This is a genomic window from Kitasatospora sp. NPDC096077 (genome assembly GCF_040303245.1).
Lineage (GTDB): Bacteria > Actinomycetota > Actinomycetes > Streptomycetales > Streptomycetaceae > Kitasatospora.
In genome coordinates, this window is record NZ_JBEOSV010000056.1 from 37564 (window position 1) to 56789 (window position 19226).

21 protein-coding genes are annotated in these 19226 nt (G+C 74.3%); 9 read left to right on the forward strand and 12 right to left on the reverse strand.

The genetic code is table 11. The annotated features are described in order from the left end of the window. Positions 1-152 precede the first annotated feature (152 nt). The gene (locus ABTZ03_RS33130; RefSeq protein WP_350516848.1) at positions 153-1058 is read left to right on the forward strand and encodes a hypothetical protein; all 906 of its coding nucleotides are present in this window, start codon (positions 153-155) and stop codon (positions 1056-1058) included. A gap of 18 nt (positions 1059-1076) precedes the next feature. Here the strand turns inward: ABTZ03_RS33130 and ABTZ03_RS33135 are convergent, their stop codons facing one another. Beyond that, entirely contained in the window at positions 1077-1949 is an 873-nt protein-coding gene (locus ABTZ03_RS33135; RefSeq protein ID WP_350516849.1) for an alpha/beta fold hydrolase, read from the reverse strand. A gap of 69 nt (positions 1950-2018) precedes the next feature. Between ABTZ03_RS33135 and ABTZ03_RS33140 the strand changes: the two genes are divergently transcribed. Further along, positions 2019-2690, forward strand: a complete 672-nt coding sequence (locus ABTZ03_RS33140) for a TetR/AcrR family transcriptional regulator (RefSeq protein WP_350516850.1) — start codon at positions 2019-2021, stop codon at positions 2688-2690. 131 nt (positions 2691-2821) lie between these two features. Continuing rightward, positions 2822-3883, forward strand: a complete 1062-nt coding sequence (locus ABTZ03_RS33145; protein WP_350516851.1) for a fatty acid desaturase family protein — start codon at positions 2822-2824, stop codon at positions 3881-3883. Between the two features lie 104 nt (positions 3884-3987). Here the strand turns inward: ABTZ03_RS33145 and ABTZ03_RS33150 are convergent, their stop codons facing one another. After that, complete coding sequence (locus ABTZ03_RS33150) at positions 3988-5349, reverse strand: ATP-grasp domain-containing protein (RefSeq protein ID WP_350516852.1); 1362 nt, start codon at positions 5347-5349, stop codon at positions 3988-3990. A gap of 290 nt (positions 5350-5639) precedes the next feature. Then, positions 5640-6347 carry a carbon-nitrogen hydrolase family protein gene (locus ABTZ03_RS33155; RefSeq protein ID WP_350516853.1) on the reverse strand — a complete coding sequence of 236 codons (708 nt, stop codon included), beginning with the start codon at positions 6345-6347 and terminating at the stop codon, positions 5640-5642. Between the two features lie 190 nt (positions 6348-6537). Between ABTZ03_RS33155 and ABTZ03_RS33160 the strand changes: the two genes are divergently transcribed. After that, positions 6538-7650 carry a serine hydrolase domain-containing protein gene (locus tag ABTZ03_RS33160; protein WP_350516854.1) on the forward strand — a complete coding sequence of 371 codons (1113 nt, stop codon included), beginning with the start codon at positions 6538-6540 and terminating at the stop codon, positions 7648-7650. Between the two features lie 103 nt (positions 7651-7753). Here ABTZ03_RS33160 and ABTZ03_RS33165 read toward each other — a convergent pair whose 3' ends face one another. Next, a complete protein-coding gene (locus ABTZ03_RS33165; protein WP_350516855.1) occupies positions 7754-8122 on the reverse strand; it encodes a nuclear transport factor 2 family protein in 369 nt (122 codons plus the stop codon). 70 nt (positions 8123-8192) lie between these two features. On the opposite strand from ABTZ03_RS33165, the gene ABTZ03_RS33170 reads away from it, so the two are divergent. Beyond that, complete coding sequence (locus ABTZ03_RS33170; RefSeq protein ID WP_350516856.1) at positions 8193-9068, forward strand: LysR family transcriptional regulator; 876 nt, start codon at positions 8193-8195, stop codon at positions 9066-9068. Between the two features lie 164 nt (positions 9069-9232). Then, positions 9233-10207, forward strand: coding sequence for an RICIN domain-containing protein (locus tag ABTZ03_RS33175; RefSeq protein ID WP_350516857.1), 975 nt, complete (start codon positions 9233-9235; stop codon positions 10205-10207). A gap of 47 nt (positions 10208-10254) precedes the next feature. On the opposite strand, the gene ABTZ03_RS33180 is transcribed toward ABTZ03_RS33175, so the two are convergent. Then, on the reverse strand, positions 10255-10842 hold the full coding sequence (locus ABTZ03_RS33180; RefSeq protein ID WP_350516858.1) for a TIGR03086 family metal-binding protein: 588 nt from the start codon (positions 10840-10842) through the stop codon (positions 10255-10257). A 73-nt stretch (positions 10843-10915) separates the two neighbouring features. Here ABTZ03_RS33180 and ABTZ03_RS33185 point away from each other — a divergent pair, with 73 nt between their 5' ends. After that, positions 10916-11698 carry a DUF6597 domain-containing transcriptional factor gene (locus tag ABTZ03_RS33185; RefSeq protein WP_350516859.1) on the forward strand — a complete coding sequence of 261 codons (783 nt, stop codon included), beginning with the start codon at positions 10916-10918 and terminating at the stop codon, positions 11696-11698. A 1-nt stretch (position 11699) separates the two neighbouring features. Here the strand turns inward: ABTZ03_RS33185 and ABTZ03_RS33190 are convergent, their stop codons facing one another. From ABTZ03_RS33190 to ABTZ03_RS33205, 4 genes are all read right to left on the reverse strand, one after another. Next, a complete protein-coding gene (locus tag ABTZ03_RS33190) occupies positions 11700-12686 on the reverse strand; it encodes an ABC transporter substrate-binding protein (RefSeq protein ID WP_350516860.1) in 987 nt (328 codons plus the stop codon). A gap of 69 nt (positions 12687-12755) precedes the next feature. Then, positions 12756-13610, reverse strand: a complete 855-nt coding sequence (locus ABTZ03_RS33195) for an ABC transporter ATP-binding protein (protein WP_350516861.1) — start codon at positions 13608-13610, stop codon at positions 12756-12758. Next, positions 13610-14656, reverse strand: a complete 1047-nt coding sequence (locus ABTZ03_RS33200) for a FecCD family ABC transporter permease (protein WP_350516862.1) — start codon at positions 14654-14656, stop codon at positions 13610-13612. Before ABTZ03_RS33200 ends, ABTZ03_RS33195 begins: the two co-directional genes overlap by 1 nt. Further along, on the reverse strand, positions 14653-15684 hold the full coding sequence (locus ABTZ03_RS33205) for a FecCD family ABC transporter permease (protein ID WP_350516863.1): 1032 nt from the start codon (positions 15682-15684) through the stop codon (positions 14653-14655). The genes ABTZ03_RS33200 and ABTZ03_RS33205 overlap by 4 nt, the downstream gene beginning before the upstream one ends. Positions 15685-15782: 98 nt before the next feature. Between ABTZ03_RS33205 and ABTZ03_RS33210 the strand changes: the two genes are divergently transcribed. Then, on the forward strand, positions 15783-16412 hold the full coding sequence (locus ABTZ03_RS33210) for an HAD family hydrolase (RefSeq protein WP_350516864.1): 630 nt from the start codon (positions 15783-15785) through the stop codon (positions 16410-16412). On the opposite strand, the gene ABTZ03_RS33215 is transcribed toward ABTZ03_RS33210, so the two are convergent. After that, positions 16409-16645, reverse strand: a complete 237-nt coding sequence (locus ABTZ03_RS33215) for a hypothetical protein (RefSeq protein ID WP_350516865.1) — start codon at positions 16643-16645, stop codon at positions 16409-16411. The genes ABTZ03_RS33210 and ABTZ03_RS33215 overlap by 4 nt on opposite strands. A 500-nt stretch (positions 16646-17145) precedes the next feature. Here ABTZ03_RS33215 and ABTZ03_RS33220 point away from each other — a divergent pair, with 500 nt between their 5' ends. Further along, positions 17146-17529, forward strand: coding sequence for a cold-shock protein (locus ABTZ03_RS33220; protein WP_188308195.1), 384 nt, complete (start codon positions 17146-17148; stop codon positions 17527-17529). A gap of 15 nt (positions 17530-17544) precedes the next feature. On the opposite strand, the gene ABTZ03_RS33225 is transcribed toward ABTZ03_RS33220, so the two are convergent. Then, positions 17545-18417, reverse strand: coding sequence for a menaquinone biosynthesis family protein (locus tag ABTZ03_RS33225; protein ID WP_350516866.1), 873 nt, complete (start codon positions 18415-18417; stop codon positions 17545-17547). Then, complete coding sequence (locus ABTZ03_RS33230) at positions 18410-19105, reverse strand: futalosine hydrolase (protein WP_502894662.1); 696 nt, start codon at positions 19103-19105, stop codon at positions 18410-18412. Before ABTZ03_RS33230 ends, ABTZ03_RS33225 begins: the two co-directional genes overlap by 8 nt. Between the last annotated feature and the right edge of the window lie 121 nt (positions 19106-19226).

Here is a 19226-nt window from a genome sequence, read left to right on the forward strand (position 1 = left end):
TTGCACGGGCGGTGCGCAGGTAGGGCGGTGCACGGACGGTGGGCGGGCGGGGGCCGGCGATCGGTGGTGGCGGGACTCGCGCGGGCGGGGCACGGTGGGTAGCGTCACCGCCGAGGGCGGCGGTCGGGTACGGGCGAGGCGGGGTGTCGGTGATGACGGACGGCGAGTGGTGGCGCAAGAGCGGGCCGTGGAGCGAGCGGGCGGGGGCGCCGGAACCGGCCGTTCCGTCGGCTCCGGCGGCGCCTCCCGCGGCTCCGTCGGTGCCGCCGGCCCCGGCGGTGGAGGACAGCGTGTACGGGCCCTCGGCGGGTTCGGCCGCGCCGTCCGGCCCGTCGACGGGCGGCATCCCGAACGTGTCGCTGGACCTGCCGGGGGTCGCCGGGCCCGGGGAGGGGTCGGAGGTGATCCCCTCGCCGATGGTGCAGAGTTCGAGCCCGTGGACGATGACGATGCTCGACTTCTCGGACACCCCGCAGGCCGCGCCGAAGGTGATCCCCGAGCAGCGTGCGGCGGAGGAGGAGGCGGCGCAGCGACCGCCGGTGGACCAGGCGGCGGCGCAGCGACCGCCGGTGGACCAGGCGGCGGTGGGGTCGAAGCGGCGGCAGCGGAAGGCCAAGGCCGCGCCCGCCGGCGGGGCGGGCGCGAACAAGGGGGCGGGCAAGGGTGCGGGAGGCGCGGGCAAGGGCGCCCGGAGGCCGTCCCCGCTGATCCTGCTGTCCTGCGGTCTGTTGGTCGGCGGCGCGATCTCCGGCTTCTTCCCGGCCATGCTGGCGGGCTGGGGGCTCGGCTACCTGTCGCGTCAACTCTCGGATCTCACCCGTAAGTTCGTGATCCTCGGGATCCCGCTGATCACGATGAGCGTGACCGCCCTGCTCGCGATGCAGCACGCCAAGGAGGCCGGTGCCGCCGGTGGCGGCGGGGCCGGGGTGCACGGCGGTTCCCCGCTGGGCCAGTTCAGCTGGTCGATGGCGCCGGGCGTGCTGCGGACCGCGGCGGTGCTGACGGCGGTGGTCCTGCTGCTGCTGAGCATGCGCCGCCGTCCGCCGCAGCAGGGCTGACCCGCGGCGATACGTCGGTCAACGGGCCTGCTGCGCCGCCATGCCGAGGATTCCGTCGAGGACGGCCGCCGGGGCGTCGGTGGTCAGCGAGTGCCCGGCGCCGGGGACGATCTCGGTCCGGGCGGCCGGGGCGAGTCGGTGCAGTCGTTCGGCGACGGCCCGGGCGTCGTGCAGGGCGCTGCGTTCGCCGAGCAGGAAGAGCGCGGGGGCGCTCAGCCGGGCCAGGTCGGCGTCGTCCAGGGTGGTGGCCGGGGGCAGTCGGCGGCGGAAGCCGGTCGAGGCCCGCATCAGGGTCATCAGCTCGGTCTCCAGGAGGGCGCTGTTGCCGAGCGCCTTGGCCAGCCGGGGGCGGAGCGGCCGTGGGGCCAGGGCGGCGAGGCCGCCGAGGATGATCCAGGTGTAGAAGCGCCGGCCGACGTCGGCGAGGCCGGCCGGGTCGACCAGGGTGAGGCTGGTGGTCCGGCCGGGGTGGCGGAGTTGGTGGTGGAGGGCGATCCAGCCGCCGTAGGAGCAGCCGACCACGTGGGCGGCCGGGACGTCGAGGGCGCGGAGGAGTTCCTCCAGCCAGTCGGCGGCGTCGTGGCCGTCCTTGATCGGGGCGGTCTGCACGCTGGCGCCGGGTTCGCCGACGGTGTCCACGGCGATGACGGGGTGGTGTTCGGCGAGCCGCTCGACGTACGCGTGCCACATCAGGGCGTTGCCGCCGGAGCCGGGGAGGAGGACGACCGGCTGTCCGTGGGCGGGGCCGGTGCGCTGGACGCGGGTGGTGCCGAAGCCGGTCGGGATGTCGAGCGGGCTGCGCTGTCCGGGCCAGAGCTGGGTCAGCGCGCGTTCGTAGGTGGTGCGGAAGCGGGCTTCGGCCTTGCCGTCGGTGAACTCGCTGATTCGCATGGTACATGTGTATCACAGGCATGATACGTGTGTACCAGGAGTGGGAGGGCGAACCATGGAGGCCACGTCATGACGGAGAGTTCGGCGGGCAGGCCCGAGCCGGCGGACAGGCCAGGGTCGGTGGGCAAGCCGGAGCCGGCGGGCAAGCCCGACCACGAGGAGCGCCGGCGGCAGATCGCCGAGGCCCTGCTGCGGATCGCCGACACCGAGGGCCTGCAGTCGGCCAGCATGCGGGCGGTCGCCACCGAGGCGGGCGTCTCGCTGCGGCTCGTCCAGTACTACTTCACGACCAAGCAGGGCCTGCTGCTGGACGCCCTGGCCCGGCTCGGCACCCAGCTCCAGGCCCGGATGCAGCGTTGGATCGGCGAGGCGCGCGGCCCCCGGGAGGTGGTCACCGCGATCCTGTCCTGCATCCTGCCGACGGACGCCGAGAGCCGCCGGATCACCCGGACCTACGCGGCGTACTACGCCCTGGTGCTCAGCGATCCCGAGGTGCTGGAGCGGCAGGCCGCCCAACCGCCGGTCGTCCTGGAGGGCTTCCTGGTCAAGCAGTTGCGCGCGGCCCAGCAGGCGGGCGGGATCGCGCCGGGGCGGGACGTGGAGATGGCCGCCGCCGGGCTGCTGGCGATGGTCAACGGGCTCGGCTCCAGCGTCCTGGGCGGCCAGCGCACCGGGGAGCAGGCGCAGGCGGTCCTCGACCACCATCTGGACGAGCTGTTCCGGCAGCCGTCCGATCGGTGACGGCTGCGGGCGGCCGGTGACGGCCCGCACCGGCCGGGGCCGGCACCCCTTCCGGTGCGGGGGTTAACACCCGTACGGGAGGGGTGCTTTCCCCGTTCTGGCGGCCCGCCCTGGCGCAGCAGACTCGGGGCATGCCCACACAGCCCGTGACAGCGATCCCCGCGGCCCCGCCGGCCGCCGCCCGGCAACCCGGGCCCGGCGGCAGCGACTTCGCCCAGCTGAGCCGCCGGATGGCCGCCGAGGGACTGCTCGACCGGCGCCCCGGCTACTACGCCGTCCGCGTGGGCCTGGTGCTCGCCGCGTTCCTCGGCGGCTGGTACGCGCTGTTCGCGCTGGGCGACACCTGGTGGCAACTCGCCCTGGCCGCCGGGATGTCGGTCGTTTTCGCCCAGGTCGCCCTGCTCTCCCACGATCTGGCGCACCGTCAGGTGTTCAGTCGCCGCCTGCCGAGCGAGATCGGCGGCCGGATCGCCGCCAATCTGCTGATGGGCATGAGCTACGGCTGGTGGATGAACAAGCACACCCGCCACCACGCCAACCCCAACCACGAGACCCGGGACCCGGACGTCTCGCCCGACCTCGTGGTGTGGTCCCAGCGGCAGGCCCGGGAGGCCGGCGGCCTCGCCCGCTTCATCGGCCGCCGGCAGGCGTACCTGTTCTTCCCGCTGCTCCTGCTGGAGGGCCCCAACCTCAGCTTCAACAGCTTCCGCGCGCTGCGCGGCCCGGCGGTGAAGCGGCCGGTGCTGGAGGGCGTGCTGCTGGTGGTCCACTTCGCGGCCTACTTCGGCCTGGTCCTCGCCGCGCTGCCGCTCGGCAAGGCGGTCGCCTTCCTCGCCGTGCACCAGGCGCTGCTCGGCGTCTACCTGGGCTGCGTCTTCGCCCCGAACCACAAGGGCATGCTGATGGTGACCCCGGAACTGCGGCTCGACTTCCTGCGCCGCCAGGTGCTCACCTCGCGCAACGTGCGCGGCGGTGCGGTGCTCGACGCGGTGATGGGGGGCCTCAACTACCAGGTGGAGCACCACCTCTTCCCCAGCATGCCGACCCCCGCGCTGGGGCGGGCCGCCCGGATCACCCGGGAGTTCTGCGCGGAGAAGGGCATCCCGTACTACGAGACGGGCCTGCTCCGCTCGTACCGCGAGATCCTGACCCATCTGCACCGGACGGGCGAGCCGATCCGCTCCGGCGACTGAGCACTGTTCGGGGATCCGGCCGGGAGCGGGGCGTCGGCTGGCCACAGGACGTCGGCCGGGAGCGGCCCGTCGACCGGGCCGACGTCCCGCCCCCGGCCCGGGAGTTAGAGGTACACCGGGTGCGGGACGGCGGAGAGGGCGGCGTTGTGGCGTTCCTCGTGGCTGGTGCGGGCGAAGGCGGAGGCGATCCGGCCGTTGACGGCGCCGAGGGCGATGTCGTGGCGCGGGGCGGGCCCGTCGGTGGCGCCGGTGGTGGGCAGGTGGGGGCTGCTGAGGTACTCCTGGACGAGCCAGCCCTCGGCGACGGCCTGGCCGACGGCGGCCTCCCAGGTGGTGTCCGTGCTCTCCTTGCCGATGACGACGCCGTGCCCGCGGGTGTCCAGGGGGCGCTTGAGGACGTGGCCGGTGCGGTCCAGGGTGATCCGGCGCAGGGTGGCCGGGTCGCAGTGGGCGATGTTGCGCGACCACGGGATGGCGGGGTGGACGAGCCGGTGGTCGGCCGGGTCGAAGAGGTGGGTGAAGCGGGGGTCGGAGAGGACCGCGAGGCAGAGCTTGTTGTCGCCGATCAGCCGTCCGCGCAGGCCGTTCTGGACGAAGAGGGTGCCCTCCCGGACGGCGCGGAGGAAGGGCTCGGCCTCGTCGCCCATCCGCAGCAGGGCCTGGATGCCGACCTTGGCGTAGGCGTGCCGCACCGGTTCCCCGTGCAGGGTGACGCCGCGGTGCGGGTCGGTGCGCAGCTCGCGGGGGTCGGCGTGCAGGACGCGGACGCCGAGGGCGGTCAGGGCGGCGTCGTAGACCGGGACGTCGCGGCGGTAGCTGTCCCGCGGCTGGAACAGGACGACGGTCTCCGGCCGGGTGCCGGTGTGCTGTTCGGCGAGCTCGGTGAGCCAGCGGCCGGCCCAGACCGGGTCGTCGGCGGGCAGCGGCGGGGGCAGGGCGATGCCGTACCCGGTGAGCAGGGGCCGCCAGGCGGCGCGGGCCTGGCCCGCGTTGGGCAGGCCGCCGGGGCAGTTGGCGTTGGTCTCCAACACCCGCAGGGTGCCGTCGGGTTGGGGGAGCAGGTCGAGTCGCAGCAGGTGCACCCGGGTGTCCCGGGCCGCGGTCACGTGCGGGAGCAGCGCCGCGGGGACGGTCAGGACGGCGCGCAGCTCCGCGTCGTGGTCCCAGGCGGCGGTGATGGTCTCGATCATGCGGTGGTAGGCGGCGACGAGCTCGTCCAGTTCCCGGCGGCGGTGGGCGTGCAGGAGGAGTGGGAGGCCGAGGGTCCGCGGCTGGCCGAGGGTGACCTCGGCGACCAGGGAGTGGGCCAGTTCGCCGCCCTGCGGGGTCGCGGCGACCGCCGCGACCTGCCCGGCGAAGTCCTGGTCCAGCCCGGACCAGGTGTAGCCGGTGGTCGGTGTCGAGGCTTCGCTGCCGGTCGGGTCGTCGCTCACGCCGTCGTTCGCGGTTGTGTCGATCGAGGTCATTCCCACCCCATCAGGTGAAACGGCCGGTACGGAGGCCTGCGTGGCGCGGGTCCGTGGGGGGATCATCGCGCGGCACCGGGCCCGGGACTAGGGGAAGCGGGGGTTCCGGAACCGGGTCGCGGGCGGTGGGGTGACTCGTCCCAGGTCAGGGGGGTCGACGCGGCCCGGGGGTGGCGGGGCGGGTGCGAACACCCATCGGTGCCTCACACGGGTGAGCGGTGCTCGCGGTCCGATGACCTGACCGGGCCTGCCCTGACCGGGCCTGCCCTGGCCGGGCCGGCCAGGGCAGGTCAGGGGACGTCGGCGACGGCGACGGTGGTGCTGCGGTCGTCGGCCTCGGTGAGGAGGGTGCCGTCGGGGGCCCAGAGGGCGGCGCCGCCGCAGCCGGTCCAGGGGCCGGCCGGGCCGACGTGGTTGGCCAGGACGACGTACAGGCCGGTGGATCTGGCGATGCCCGGGTAGACGGTGGCGCGCTCGTGGACGCCGTTGCCGGTGCCGTAGAGGGAACTGGCCAGGTGGACGTCGCAGCCGTCGGCGGCGCCGCGGGCGGTGAGGTCGGGGAAGTGGTTGTCGAAGCAGGTGGCGAGGGCGAAGCGGAGGCCGCCGAGGGTGAACCGGCCATCCCGGGCGCCGGGGCTGAAGACGCCCTGCTCGTTCTCGTAGAGGTGCTGCTTGAGGTAGCGGGTGAGCAGTTCGCCGTCGGGCCCGTAGACGTAGCTGCCGATGGCGGGGAGCGGGCCGTCGGTGGGGACGGCGCAGTTGAGGACGGTGGCGATGCCGGTGGCCCGGAGGGCGTCGAGGCGGGGGTCGTCGGGGGTGACCCGGAGCCGGGGGTCGGCGGCCAGGGCGTCGATTTCGTAGCCGGTGAGGGCCAGTTCGGGGTGGACGATCAGCTCGGCGCCCTGGGCGCGGGCCCGTTCGGCGAGGGCGACGAGCTGCCGGACGTTGGCGGGGATGTCGGCGGGGACGCAGGACAGCTGGGCGGCGGCGATCTTCATGGACTCAGGGTCGCCGATACGCCGTCAGGACGAGGACGGCGGGGGGCGGTCGTCCTGAGAGGGGACGGCGGGCGGTGGGGGCGCGTGGTGTGCTGGCGCGAGTTGGTCATCCGTGTACGTCCGCTTGAGGAGACGCCCAGTGAACTCGCTTGTCCGGTACCGGTTTCGACGCGGAGCTCTGGCCGCGACCGTGGCGCTCTCCGTTGGTCTGCTCGCCTCGCCCGCGATCGCTGCGCCCGTGACCGCGCCCGCGCCCGCGCCCGAGCTCGGGGCGGCGAAGGCGGATGTGGTGCAGCAGCGGCTCGATGCGCTGGTGAAGGGGGACGGCGTGCCGGGGGTGTTGGCGGCCGTGCAGGGGAGGGACGGCCGGACGCACAACTACACGGCGGGTGTGGGGGATACGGCGACGGGCGTGAGGGTGCCGGTCGACGGGCAGTTCCGGATCGGCAGCAACACGAAGAGCTTCGTGGCGGTCGTGGTGCTGCAGTTGGCGGCGGAGGGGAAGGTGGACCTGGACGCCTCGGTGGACACGTACCTGCCGGGCGTCGTGCACGGGGACGGGATCGACGGGCGGAGGATCACCGTGCGGCAGGTGCTCCAGCACACCAGTGGACTGCCGAACTACACGGACTTCCTGGACACCTCCGGGCCGGACCAGTACATCGAGCCGCGTCAGCTGCTGGACATCGCGCTGGCGCACAAGCCGGACTTCGCGCCGGGGGCGGGCTGGAAGTACAGCAACACCGGTTACGTGGTGGCGGGGTTGATCGTGCAGCGGGTGACCGGACGGCCGCTGGGGGAGGAGGTCACCAAGCGGGTGATCGACAAGGCGGGTCTGCGGCACACGTACTTCCCGGCGCAGGGGGACACGGGCATCCGGGAGCGGCACCCGCACGGGTACGTGCGGGAGCAGGCGGGTGGACCGCTGCAGGACATCACGGAGATGGACCCGTCCTGGGCGTGGGCGGCGGGCGCGATGGTGTCGACGAACACGGACCTGAACCGGTTCTTCGCGGCGTTGATCGGCGGGCGGTTGCTGCCCCCGGCACAGCTGGCGCAGATGCGGACGACGGTCCCGGCGCCGTACCTGGGGCCGGGGGCGAGGTACGGACTGGGGCTCGCGAGCCGGCCGCTGTCCTGCGGGGGGCTGTACTGGGGGCACGGCGGGACGTTGCCGGGGTACGTGAGCCGGGGCGGGGTGACGGAGGACGGCCGGGCGGCGAACGTGACGGTGACCGAGCAGCCGGTGGAGGAGGTCAAGCAGCACGTGGCGGACGCGGTGGATGCGGCGCTGTGTAAGTGAGGTGGGGGCGGCCGGGCCACGGCACCGTGGCCCGGCCGTACGGGCATCAGGCGGCCCGCGGCGATGACGGCCCCCGCTGTTCTGCCCGCTCCCTCGGCCCTTCTCAGGCCTTCTTCTCGAAGCCCGCCAGCAGCCCGCGCGGGTCGAAGGTCACCCGGATCCGCGCGATCTTCCCGTTCTCCACGTGCATCCAGTTCGCCGTCGGCGCCGGCGGCGCAACGCTCGTGCACAGCTCGAACCAGGTGATCACGTCATCCCCGTCCGCGACCCGGACCTTGATGTCGATCTTCTCCAGCACCTGCCCGAGCCCCCGCAGCCCGCCCAGCGCCTCGTCGATCCCCGAGGCCGTGCCGAGCGCTCCGACGAAGTCCACGTCCTCGGCCAGCAGGCCCCGGAGGGTGTCGAAGTCGCCCGCCTCCCAGGCGGTGAAGTAGGTCTCGGCCAGCTCGCGTGCACTCTTCGTCGTCGTCATGCCTCCATCCTTCCGAGCGGCCACCCATCCGTCCAACAGATAGATCCGATGCCAGCTATCATCATCGGATATGGAGATGCACCAGCTGCGCTACTTCGCCGCCGTCGTCGACGAGGGCTCCTTCACGGCCGCCGCCGCCCGGTTGCACGTCAGTCAGTCCGGTGTCAGCACCCAAGTGGCCAAGCTGGAGCACGAGTTGGATCAGCAGCTGCTCGACCGGTCCGGTCGGAAGGTGCGCCTCACCCCGGCGGGCGAGGCGATCCTCCCGCTCGCCAGGAACGCCCTGGCCACGCTGGACGCCATCCGGCACACCGCCGCCGAGTTCGCCGACGCCGTCCGTGGCCGGGTCCGGCTCGGCATGATCATGGGCTGCGCGATCCGGCCCTTCCTGGACACCGTCGCCGACCTCGGCCGCACCCACCCCGGCGTCGAGCTGAGCCTGCACGAGGGCCACTCCGACCTGCTCCAGTCCCAGGTCCTGGCCGGCTCCCTGGACCTCGCCCTGATCGGCTACGCGGGCGAGGTCTCCCCGGGCCTGGAGGTCACCGTCGTCATCGACGACCCGATCGCCGCAGTCGTCCCGGCCGGGCACCCCCTCGACCGGGCGGAGCTGCAGCTCTCCGACCTGCGCGGCGAGAAGATCCTCTGCCTCTCCCCGGGCACCGGGCTCCGGGCCGCCTACGACCACTCCTGCGCGCAGCTGGGCCTGGACCCACGGGTGGACATCGAGGCCAGTTCGCCGGTGGCGGTGCTCCGGCTGGCCGAGCGCGGCGCCGGGGTCGCGGTGCTCAGCGCCTCCGCCGTCGAGGACCCCGGGCTGCGGGCCGTCCCGCTCACCGACGCCGGCACCAACGCCCGACTCGGGCTGGTCGCCCGCCCCGACCAGCGCTCCCCGGCCGTCCGGCTGCTCCGCGCCAGGCTCAAGACCGCTCTGCAAACAGACTGATCGTCATACGACTCACTCACTCGCATGAGTGCATTACTCCAAACGGGTGGCGGCCCATGACGGTCCGTATCCGGTGTCGAGTGCGGGCGGCCACGATGTGCGCGAACCGTGCGTCGGCCGTGTAGGCGTACGGTCCCAATCCCTGACCTGGTGAGGACACCTCCATGTCTACCCTTCGCATGCCCCGCCGCCTGGGCGCCTTCGCCGGTGCGACCGCGCTGCTCGCGCTCGCCGCCGGACTGCCCGCGACCGCCGCCGCGGCCGCCCCCGCGAAGCCGCGGATCGCCTCGGCCCCGGACTACATCGTCAACGTGGCCACCGGCTACGTGCTGGACAGCGGCGGCGACACCAGCGCCACCCGCGTGCCCGCGTACCTGTTCAAGGACGCCACGAACCCCTCCAACAACCTCAAGTTCACCTACGACCCGGACAGCAAGAAGATCCGCAACGTGGCCACCGGCTACGTGCTCGACAGCGGCGGCGACACCAGCGCCACCCGCGTGCCCGCGTACCTCTTCAAGGACGACAACAACAACCCGTCCGACAACCTGAAGTGGACCTACGACCCGGGCACCAAGCAGATCAGGAACGTGGCGACCGGCTACGTGCTGGACAGCGGCGGCGACAGCAGCGCCACCCGGGTCCCGGCGTACCTGTTCAAGGACGCCACGAACCCCTCCGACAACCTCAAGTGGAACTCCACGGTCTTCGGTGCCCGGGACACCCGGGGCGTCTGTCTGGACGCGGGCAACACCCGCAACAACGGCGACCAGGTGCGCGACTGGCAGTGCCTGGGCCACACCAACCAGCGGTTCACCGTCGACGACAACCACGTGAAGGTGGACGACACCATCGGCTCCGGCAAGGAGATGTGCCTGGACGCCGGGAACAGCCGCAACAACGGCGACAAGGTCCGCCTCTGGCAGTGCCTGGACCACACCAACCAGCGCTGGGTCGTCCGCGACGGGCAGTTCGTCCTCAAGGACACCATCGGCACCAGCCGGGAGATGTGCCTGGACTCCGGCAGCTACCGCAACAACGGTGACGCCGTGATCATCTACCAGTGCGGCGCCACGAACCCCAACCAGAAGTGGATCGTCCAGCGCGGCTACATCAAGCTCGCCGACACCCTCGCCTGACGGACCCCCGGGGTGCGCTGCGGCCACCGCGGCGCACCCCGGCGGGCTCAGCCCTTCCAGTACGGGTCACGCCCCGAGGCGGCGAGCGCGCGCTCCCACGGCGAGGCGGACTCCGGTACCGCGACCTGCTCCGCGAAACCCCCGTACTGGCGGAACAGTTCGGCGTTCTCGGCCACGATCTCGCCCACCAGCAGGGCGAGTTCCCCGTCCACCTCGATCTCCCCGCCGACCGCCCGCGCCACGTCCCAGCCGTGCAGCAGCAGTTCGAGGACCAGCATCCGGACGATCCCCACCGCCGGGTACGGCGACCCGCCCAGGTCGACGTCCCCCTCCCAGACGGCCGGCTCGCCCCAGGCCGCGACCGCCCGCTCCAGCTGCGCCGCGTACGCCGCCCGCCAGTCGGCGTCCGCCGTGAAGTCCCGGTCGACCAGCGCCGCGGGCAGCTCGACGCGCCGGGCCCGGTGCTCCAGGCCGTGCGAGGTGTAGAGCACCCAGTGGTTGATCAGCGTCCGGGTGTCGAACTCCCCGCAGGGGGTCGGCGCGTCCGGTCGGAAGCCGGCCGGAACGGCGGCGGCGACCTCGGCGGCGACGGCGGTGGCACGGGCGAGCAGGGGAAGCAGGGGGTGAGCGTTCATGCCGGCAAGCCTGCGCCGGGCCGACCCGCCCGGTCTTGAAGAAACGCGACGGCCGGGCTCTAACCTGGCCGTCATGGCAGACCCCGACCAGTGCCGCGGCGTGCTCCACCCCGCCAGGGCCACCGAGCGGATCAGTGTGGAGCGGCTCGCGCCCGCGCCCGAGGTGGCGCGCTGCGTGGAGTTCTACTGGCTGGTCCGCTGGGACCTCACCGGCCACCCGCCGTACGAGCAGAAGGTGCTCGCCCACCCCAACGTCCACCTGGTCTTCGAGGCCCCGCGGCCCCGGGTGTACGGGGTGGACCGCTCGCTCTTCGTCCGCCGGCTGGCGGGCGCCGGGCACGTGCTGGGCGTGAAGTTCCGCCCCGGCGCCTTCCGGCCCTTCGCCGGGCACCCGGTGCGCGCCCTCGCCGACCGGTCCGTCCCCGCCGCCGACTACTTCGGCCCCGAGGTGGACCGGTGCAACGACCGGCTCCTCGCCGCACCGGACGCCGCGGCGGCGGACGCCTTCCTCCGCCCCCGGCTGCCCGCCCCCGACCCGGTGGCCGAGGAGGTCGCCGCGATGGTGGAGCGGATCACCGGCTCCCCGGACCTGTGCCGGGTGGACGATCTGGCCCGCGAGCTGGGCCTGACCGTGCGCGGCCTGCAACGGCTGTTCGCCGAGTACGTCGGCGCCTCGCCGAAGTGGGTGCTGCGCCGCGCCCGGCTCCACGAGGCCGCCGAACGCGCCGCGGCGGCCGGGAAGTTGGACCTGGCCGCGCTCGCCGCCGAGCTCGGCTACGCCGACCAGGCCCATCTCACCCGGGACTTCACCGCGGCGGTCGGCATCTCCCCGGCCCGCTACGCGAGTTCGACCTGAGTCAGGCCCCGAGGAAACGCTGCAGCTCGTCGAGCATGAAGTTGGCGCCGGTGTAGCCGATCCCCTGGAACCAGAGCTGGTCGTCCACCGGGAACGCCCGGTGCGCCTTGACCGCGCCGAGCGCCTGCCAGGCCGGGCTCGCCAGGGTGGCGTCGGTGCCCGCCTTCGCCGGGTCGCCGTACGTCGCGTAGAGCAGCAGGTCGCCGTCGGCCCTGCCGATCTGGTCCGGCGGGACCTCGAAGTCCGACTGGTCGACGTTCTGCGGGTCGGGCCGCGCGACCTCGGCGTCGGCCAGCACCGTCCCGGGGAAGCTCTGCCGCCCGAACAGCCGGATCCCGCCGCCCTCGGTGAACCGCACCAGGCTCACCCGCTGCCCCGACAGCTTCGCCGCCGACAGCGCCTGGGCCACCTGCCCGGCGTGCTTCTGGTACGCGGCGACGAAGGCCGCCCCGGCCGCGACCCGGCTCAACGCCTGGGCGTGCAGCTGGAAGTTGGCCTTCCAGGGCGCCCCGGTGGTCTGGCTGAGCACGGTCGGGGCGATCTCCCGCAGCTGGTCGAAGCGGTCGCCGTCGCGGGCCTGGTTGGAGAGGATCAGGTCCGGCCGCAGCAGCCGGACGGCCTCCAGGTCGGGCGCGCCGGCCGGGCCGACCCGCCGGATCTCCGCGGTCCGGGAGGCCGGCCAGTACGCGGGGAAGCCGGTGTCGGCGGCCGGGAGCGCGGCGCCGAGCGGGGTGATGCCCAGGGTCAGCGCGGAGTCCAGCACGTCGGTGTCCAGCACGACCACCCGCAGCGGCGCGCCCGGCACCAGCACCGGCCCGGTCGCGGCGTTGACCGTTACCGGCGGCACCGGGGTGGGGGAGAAGCTGCCGCTCGCCTCGAAGCCGTCCGTGGTCGGCGGCTGGGCGGAGCGGCCGCCGGAGCCGGTGCACGCCGTGAGCGCGGCCCCGCCGAGTCCGGCGAGGAGGGTACGGCGGGCGATCCTGGGCATCGGCGGGTCCTCGGGCGGTGAGGCTGCGGGGGCGCGTCGATTATGTCCGAAATCAGGCTTAAAAGGCCGTTAAGCGCTGACATCTCCGACGGCGTCCACGGCAGCGTCCACGGCGTCGGCGCGCCCGGCGGGTGCCCGCCACGGCGCGCCCGGCACGACCAGCGGCGTCCCGGTCACCGGGTCCGGCACCACCACCGAGTCCAGCCCGAACACCTCCCGGACCAGCTCCGCCGTCACCACCTCGCCGGGGGCGCCCTGGGCGACCACCCGGCCGTCCCGCATCGCCACCAGGTGGTCGGCGTACCGGGCGGCCTGGTTGAGGTCGTGCAGCACGGCGACGACCGTCCGGCCGCGCTCCACGTTCAGCCGCCGGACCAGGTCCAGCACCTCGACCTGGTGGGCGATGTCCAGGTAGGTGGTCGGCTCGTCCAGCAGCAGGATGTCGGTGCCCTGGGCGAGCGCCATCGCGATCCAGGCCCGCTGGCGCTGGCCGCCGGACAGCTCGTCCATGCTGCGCTCGGCCAGCTCCGCCGTGGAGGTGCGCTCCAGTGCCTCGGAGACGGCCGCCTCGTCCTCCGGGGACCACTGCTGCCACCAGCTCTGGTGCGGCTGGCGGCCGCGCGAGACCAGGTCCGCCACCGAGATGCCCTCCGGGGCGGTCGGCGACTGCGGCAGCAGCCCGAGCCGCTGGGCGATCCGCCTGGTCGGGATCCGCGCCAGCTCCTGCCCGTCCAGCAGCACCGCGCCGCGCACCGGCTTCAGCAGCCGGCCGAGGGCCCGCAGCAGGGTGGACTTGCCGCAGGCGTTCGGGCCGACGATCACCGTCACCCGCCCGTCCGGGATCTCGACGTCCAGGTCCTCGACGACCGTGCGCGTCTCGTAGGCCAGGGTGAGGCCCCGGGCCTCCAAGCGGTGTGCGGTCATCAGGAGCCTCCACGGCGGGATCGGATCAACAGCCACATCAGGTACGGCGCGCCGACCATGCCGGTCACCACGCCCACCGGCAGCTCGGTCGGGGCGAGCAGCCGCCGGGCGATCAGGTCGGCCAGGACCACGACCAGCGCGCCGGTCAGCGCCGAGCACAGCAGCGGGACCTGCGCCGACCGGGCCAGCCGCAGCGCGATCTGCGGGGCCATCAGCGCCACGAAGTCCACCGGCCCGGCGGCCCCGGCCGCGCAGGAGGCCAGCACGATGCCCAGCAGCGCCATGCCGAGCCGGATCCGGTCCAGCCGCAGCCCGAGGCCGACGGCGGTCGCGTCGTCGAAGGAGATCGACCGCTGGGCGCGCGCCGCCCACAGCGCTACCGGCAGGGCCGCCAGCAGCACCCAGGCCAGCCAGCCCGCCTGGTCGTAGCCGGCGCCGTTCAGGCTGCCGGTCATCCAGACCTTCGCGGCCTGCGCCTGGAAGCCGTCGCCCTTGGTCAGGAACACCGAGGTGAGCGAGGACAGCGCCACGCTGATCCCGATCCCGATCAGCACGAAGCGCTGGGCGTGCAGCCCGCGCCGCCAGGCCAGCGCGTACACCAGCAGCCCGGCCGTCAGCCCGCCGCCGACCGCCGCGTACGGCGCCTGCCCGGTCGAGCCGACCACCCCGTACGCCGTCAGCCCGACCACGGTCGCGGTCGCGCCCCAGGTCACGCCCACCACGTCGGGGCTGGCCAGCGGATTGCGGGCGACGGTCTGGATCAGCGCCCCGGCCAGCCCGAGCGCCGCCCCGACCAGCAGTCCGACCACCACCCGGGGCAGCCGGAACTCGCCGACCACCAGCTCGTCCGGGCTCGGCTGCCCGAGCACCACCTTGACCACCTCGCCGGGCGAGACGGTCGACTCGCCGAAGCAGAGCGAGGCCACCACGGTCGCCGCCAGCGCCACCAGCAGGCCGGTGGCGGCGAACGCCGAACGCCGGTGCAGCAGGAAGGAGGCCCGCCCGGCCCGCACCACGGAGTATCCGCGCAGGGAGACCGAGGTCATGCCGCCACCACCTTCCGGCGACGCACCAGCGCGACCAGCACCGGCACCCCCACCAGCGCCGTCATCACGCCCGCCGGGACCTCCGAGGGCGGGAACAGCACCCGGCCCAGGGTGTCGGCGAGCAGCAGCAGGGCCGGGCCGAGGACGGCGGAGAAGGCCAGGATCCAGCGGTGGTCGGCTCCGGCGACGGCCCGGGCGGCGTGCGGGACGGCGAGGCCGATGAAGGCGATCGGGCCGGCCGCGGCGACCGCCGAGCCGGTCAGCACGGTGGCGCCGAGCGCGCCGACGGCCCGGACCAGGCCGGTCTTCGCGCCCAGGCCCTTCGCGGTGTCCTCGCCGAGCGCCAGCGCGTCCAGCCCGCGGGCCACGGACACCACCAGCAGCGTGCCGACGGCTAGGAAGGGCAGCAGCTGCCAGGCCACGTCCGCGGTCCGCCCGGAGAGCGAGCCGACGTGCCAGAACCGGAACTGGTCCATGGTGGCCGCGTCGGTGGTCAGCACCAGGGTGTTCAGCGAGGCGATGAACGCGGACATCGCCGAGCCGGCCAGCGCCAGCTTGATCGGGGTGGCCCCGCCCCGGCCGCGCCCGGCCAGGCCGTACACCAGCACGGTGGCGACCACGGCGCCCGCGAAGCCGAACCAGACGTACCCGGTGAGGGTGGAGACCCCGAAGCCGGAGATGGCGACCACCACGCCCGCCGCCGCGCCCTGCGAGACGCCGAGGATGCCCGGGTCGGCGATCGGATTGCGGGTCAGGCCCTGCATGACGGCCCCGGCCAGCCCGAGCGCCGCGCCGACGGCCAGCCCGACGACCGTCCGCGGCAGCCGCAGCTCGCGGACCACCACCGCGTTCGCCGAGCCGCCGCCGTGCAGCAGCGCGTCGACGGTCTCGGAGAACGGCACGGTACGGCTGCCGACCGCCAGGCTCAGCAGCACCGCGACGGCCAGCACGGCCAGCGCGGCGGCGAGCCACAGTATTCGGTGACGGGGTGTCCGCCGCTTGCCCGGTGGTGCGGTGGTGTCGGTCATGAGCCCTCTCCGCGGAAAACTCAGGCAAACCTAAGTTCCGGCTCGGAGGCGGGGCAAATCGCTTCGTCACGCCGGAGCCCGTTGAGTAGCCTGGCGGCATGCCCGCGACCTCCCCCGCCCCGCTCACCGTCGGCTTCGACCTCGACATGACGCTGCTGGACACCAGGCCCGGCATCCGGGCCACCTACCAGGCGCTGTCCGCCGAGACCGGCACCTACGTCGACGCCGACCTGGTGGTCACCCGGCTCGGCCCGCCGCTGCTGGACGAGATCCGCAACTGGTTCCCGGCGGAGGAGGCCGAGCGGGCCGCGAACCGCTACCGCGAGCTCTACCGCGACCACGCCTTCGCCCCGACCGTTCCGCTGCCCGGCGCCCTCGCCGCGGTCGAGGCGGTCCGCGCCCACGGCGGCCGGATCGCGGTGATCACCGGCAAGTACGAGCCCAACGCCCGCCTCCACCTGGAACACGCCGGGATCGCCGCGGACGCCGTGGTCGGCGACCTCTGGGCGGAGACCAAGGGCGAGGCGCTGCGCGCGAACGGCGCGAGCATCTACGTCGGCGACCACCTCGGCGACATCGTGGGCGCCCGGAGCGCGGCCGCCGTCGCGGTCGCGGTGGCCACCGGCCCGTACGGAGCGGACGAGCTGCGCGAGGCCGGGGCGGACGTGGTGCTGGCCGACCTCACCGGCTTCCCGGAGTGGCTCGACCGGCACCTCGCCTCGGTCTAGACCTGGGGCTCCACCCGGCGGCGCTGGGCCCGGGCGTTCAGGAACAGCCCGGTCAGCGCGGACAGGAACCCGGCCGGCATCAGCATGCTCAGCCAGTACATCGCCGTCGGCAGCGGCGTCAGGTGCAGGAACAGCGGGACGAAGGTGATCAGGGTGGCGAGCGCGCCGAGGGCGAACACGACCGTCCCGGCCTTGACGTACACGTCGCCGGGTTCGGCGCTCTGGCTGCTCACGTCCGCTCACTCCTCGGGGCTGCGCCGGGCGGCCCCGCGCGGGCCCCGGTCTGCGGCCCCCAGTCTGGCAGAACGCCCGCCGGGGCGGCTCACCGGAGCGGTTCGGTCACGTTGCGCAGTTTCTCGGCAGCGATGCGTTTTGATCCCTGCTGGGCGGGGGTATGCACGGGGTGCCGAGGGGCGCTACAAGGGCGTCCCGTGTCCTCAGACCCGGGGGTGTGAGCCGATGGACTGCGCCGAACCGCGCCCCGGCCGTGCCAGTACCGGGTCGCCGGCGGCCGTGAGATCCCCGCGTTCCCGACGCCCCGAGCGGGCCTCGGAACGCGGATCCATCGCGGAACGCCGATGAGGCCGTGACGGACCGTTAGTCTGCTCCTGACATCGCGCCGGCCGGGTGCGCCCACGGGCGCCGAGCCGAGGTCGGCCGTCTTCTTCCCACACCACCCAGTGATCCCCGGCCAGGGCCGGGATCCCTCACACCCATTCGAGGACTGTTCGAGATGCCCACCGGCCAGGTCAAGTGGTTCAACGAGACGAAGGGCTTCGGCTTCCTGTCGCGCGACGACGGTGGCGACGTCTTCGTCCACACCAAGGCACTGCCCGCCGGTGTCACCGTGCTGAAGCCGGGCCAGCGGGTCGAGTTCGGCGTGGTCGCCGGTCACCGCGGGGACCAGGCGATGTCCGTGCAGCTGCTGGAGGCCCTGCCGTCGGTGGCCGCCGCCCAGCGCCGGAGTGCCGACGACATGGCACCGATCGTCCAGGACCTGATCACCACCCTGGACGCGGTGCTGCCCGGCCTCCAGCGCGGCCGCTACCCGGCCAAGCCGACCGGCCAGAAGCTGGCCGGCCTGCTGCGCGCGGTGGCCGACCAGTTCGACGTCTGAGCCCCGGAGCGGGGTTCAGGGCGTCTGTGACGCGCCCTGGAACGCGAGCGCACCCGGGTCGAGCGGGGGCACCAGCCCCTCCGCGGCGGCCCGGGTGAGCAGCGCGCGGACGGCTTCGTAGCCCTCCTCGCCGAGGTCGGCGGTGAACTCGTTGACGTACAGCCCGATGTGCTGGTCGGCGACGGCCGGGTCCATCTCCTGGGCGTGCGCCAGCACGTACTCCCGGCTGGCCGCCGGGTCCGCCCAGGCCTGCCGGACGGAGCTGCGGATCGTCTCCGCGAGTCCGCGCAGCCGCTCGGCGCCCAGCGAACGCCGGGCGACGATCGCGCCCAGCGGGATCGGCAGGCCGGTCTCCCGCTCCCAGGCCTCGCCCATGTCGGCCAGGCTGTGCAGGCCGTACTGCCCGTAGGTGAAGCGGGCCTCGTGGATGACCAGACCGGCGTCCACCCGGCCGTCCCGGACGGCGGGCATGATCTCGTGGAACGGCAGGACGACGATCTCGCCGAAGCCGCCCGGCACCGCCTTCGCCGCCCAGAGCCGGAACAGCAGGTAGGCGGTGGAGCGCTCGGAGGGCACCGCGACGGTCTTCCCGGCGAGGTCCGCGGCGGAGTCCGTGCCGGGCCGGGTGAGCACCAGCGGGCCGCAGCCGCGGCCCAGCGCGCCGCCGCAGGGCAGCAGGGCGTACTCGTCCAGGACCCAGGGCAGCGCGCCGTAGCTGATCTTCAGCACGTCCAGCTCGCCGCGCTCGGCCAGGCCGTTGGTGACGTCGATGTCGGCGAAGGTCACCTCGGGGGCGTTCGCCCCGGGGACGGCGCCGTGCGCCCAGGCGTGGAACACGAAGGTGTCGTTCGGGCAGGGCGAGTACGCGATGCTCAGCCGTTCAGTCACGGTCGGCCTCCTCGATCAGTTCTCGGACGGGCAGCGCGGCGAAGGCCGACTCCAGGGCGGCCAGCGCCTCGCCGATCCGCCAGGCGGACCGGTCTCGCGGGCCCACCGGGTTGGACACGGTGCGCAGCTCGAAGGCCGGTACGCCGAAGCGGGCGGCGGCCTCGGCCACGCCGAAGCCCTCCATCGCCTCGGCCGCGGCGCCCGGGTGCCGGGCGGCCAGCGCGGCGGCGCGCTCGGCGCTGCCGGTGACGGTGGAGACGGTCAGCACCGGGCCGGTCACGGCCTCGACGCCGCGGGCCGCCAGGGCCCGGGCGGTCCACGCGACAACGGCCGGGGCAGGGGTGTGCCGGGCGGTGCCGAAGCCCAGCTCGGTGACGTCGGCGAAGCCCTCGGGGGTCTCCGCGCCGAGGTCGGCGGCCACGATCGCCGAGGCCAGCACGGTCGCGCCGACCGGCGCGTGCGGGGCGAAGCCGCCGGCGATCCCGGCGGAGGCGACCAGGCCGTACGGCCGGGCCGCCAGCGCGGTGGCGGTGGCGGCCGCGGCGGCGGCCGGGCCGACCCCGGCGGCCAGCACGTCCACCGGCGCGCCCGCGCAGCGGTGCAGCACCCCGCCGGGCAGCGTCAGGTCGGCGGCGCCCGGCGGCAGGCCGCGCAGCACCGGGGCGGCCGCGGCGGGCCCCGCCCCCACGCCCGGGGCGCCCCGCCCCGCGCCCGCCCGCGGCGGGTCGGGGCGGAGGGGGGGCGCGGGGGCGCGCGGGGGGCGCCTCCTGGGGGCCCCGCCCCCCCGGCTCGCGGGGGCGCCCCACCAA

What these genes read in the sequence shown, in the direction of transcription:
- ABTZ03_RS33130 (WP_350516848.1), top strand. Translation starts at nt 153, where the DNA reads ATGACGGACGGCGAGTGGTGGCGCAAGAGCGGGCCGTGGAGCGAGCGG.
- ABTZ03_RS33135 (WP_350516849.1), bottom strand. Translation starts at nt 1,949, where the DNA reads ATGCGAATCAGCGAGTTCACCGACGGCAAGGCCGAAGCCCGCTTCCGC.
- ABTZ03_RS33140 (WP_350516850.1), top strand. Translation starts at nt 2,019, where the DNA reads ATGACGGAGAGTTCGGCGGGCAGGCCCGAGCCGGCGGACAGGCCAGGG.
- ABTZ03_RS33145 (WP_350516851.1), top strand. Translation starts at nt 2,822, where the DNA reads ATGCCCACACAGCCCGTGACAGCGATCCCCGCGGCCCCGCCGGCCGCC.
- ABTZ03_RS33150 (WP_350516852.1), bottom strand. Translation starts at nt 5,349, where the DNA reads ATGACCTCGATCGACACAACCGCGAACGACGGCGTGAGCGACGACCCG.
- ABTZ03_RS33155 (WP_350516853.1), bottom strand. Translation starts at nt 6,347, where the DNA reads ATGAAGATCGCCGCCGCCCAGCTGTCCTGCGTCCCCGCCGACATCCCC.
- ABTZ03_RS33165 (WP_350516855.1), bottom strand. Translation starts at nt 8,122, where the DNA reads ATGACGACGACGAAGAGTGCACGCGAGCTGGCCGAGACCTACTTCACC.
- ABTZ03_RS33170 (WP_350516856.1), top strand. Translation starts at nt 8,193, where the DNA reads ATGGAGATGCACCAGCTGCGCTACTTCGCCGCCGTCGTCGACGAGGGC.
- ABTZ03_RS33175 (WP_350516857.1), top strand. Translation starts at nt 9,233, where the DNA reads ATGTCTACCCTTCGCATGCCCCGCCGCCTGGGCGCCTTCGCCGGTGCG.
- ABTZ03_RS33180 (WP_350516858.1), bottom strand. Translation starts at nt 10,842, where the DNA reads ATGAACGCTCACCCCCTGCTTCCCCTGCTCGCCCGTGCCACCGCCGTC.
- ABTZ03_RS33185 (WP_350516859.1), top strand. Translation starts at nt 10,916, where the DNA reads ATGGCAGACCCCGACCAGTGCCGCGGCGTGCTCCACCCCGCCAGGGCC.
- ABTZ03_RS33190 (WP_350516860.1), bottom strand. Translation starts at nt 12,686, where the DNA reads ATGCCCAGGATCGCCCGCCGTACCCTCCTCGCCGGACTCGGCGGGGCC.
- ABTZ03_RS33195 (WP_350516861.1), bottom strand. Translation starts at nt 13,610, where the DNA reads ATGACCGCACACCGCTTGGAGGCCCGGGGCCTCACCCTGGCCTACGAG.
- ABTZ03_RS33200 (WP_350516862.1), bottom strand. Translation starts at nt 14,656, where the DNA reads ATGACCTCGGTCTCCCTGCGCGGATACTCCGTGGTGCGGGCCGGGCGG.
- ABTZ03_RS33205 (WP_350516863.1), bottom strand. Translation starts at nt 15,684, where the DNA reads ATGACCGACACCACCGCACCACCGGGCAAGCGGCGGACACCCCGTCAC.
- ABTZ03_RS33210 (WP_350516864.1), top strand. Translation starts at nt 15,783, where the DNA reads ATGCCCGCGACCTCCCCCGCCCCGCTCACCGTCGGCTTCGACCTCGAC.
- ABTZ03_RS33220 (WP_188308195.1), top strand. Translation starts at nt 17,146, where the DNA reads ATGCCCACCGGCCAGGTCAAGTGGTTCAACGAGACGAAGGGCTTCGGC.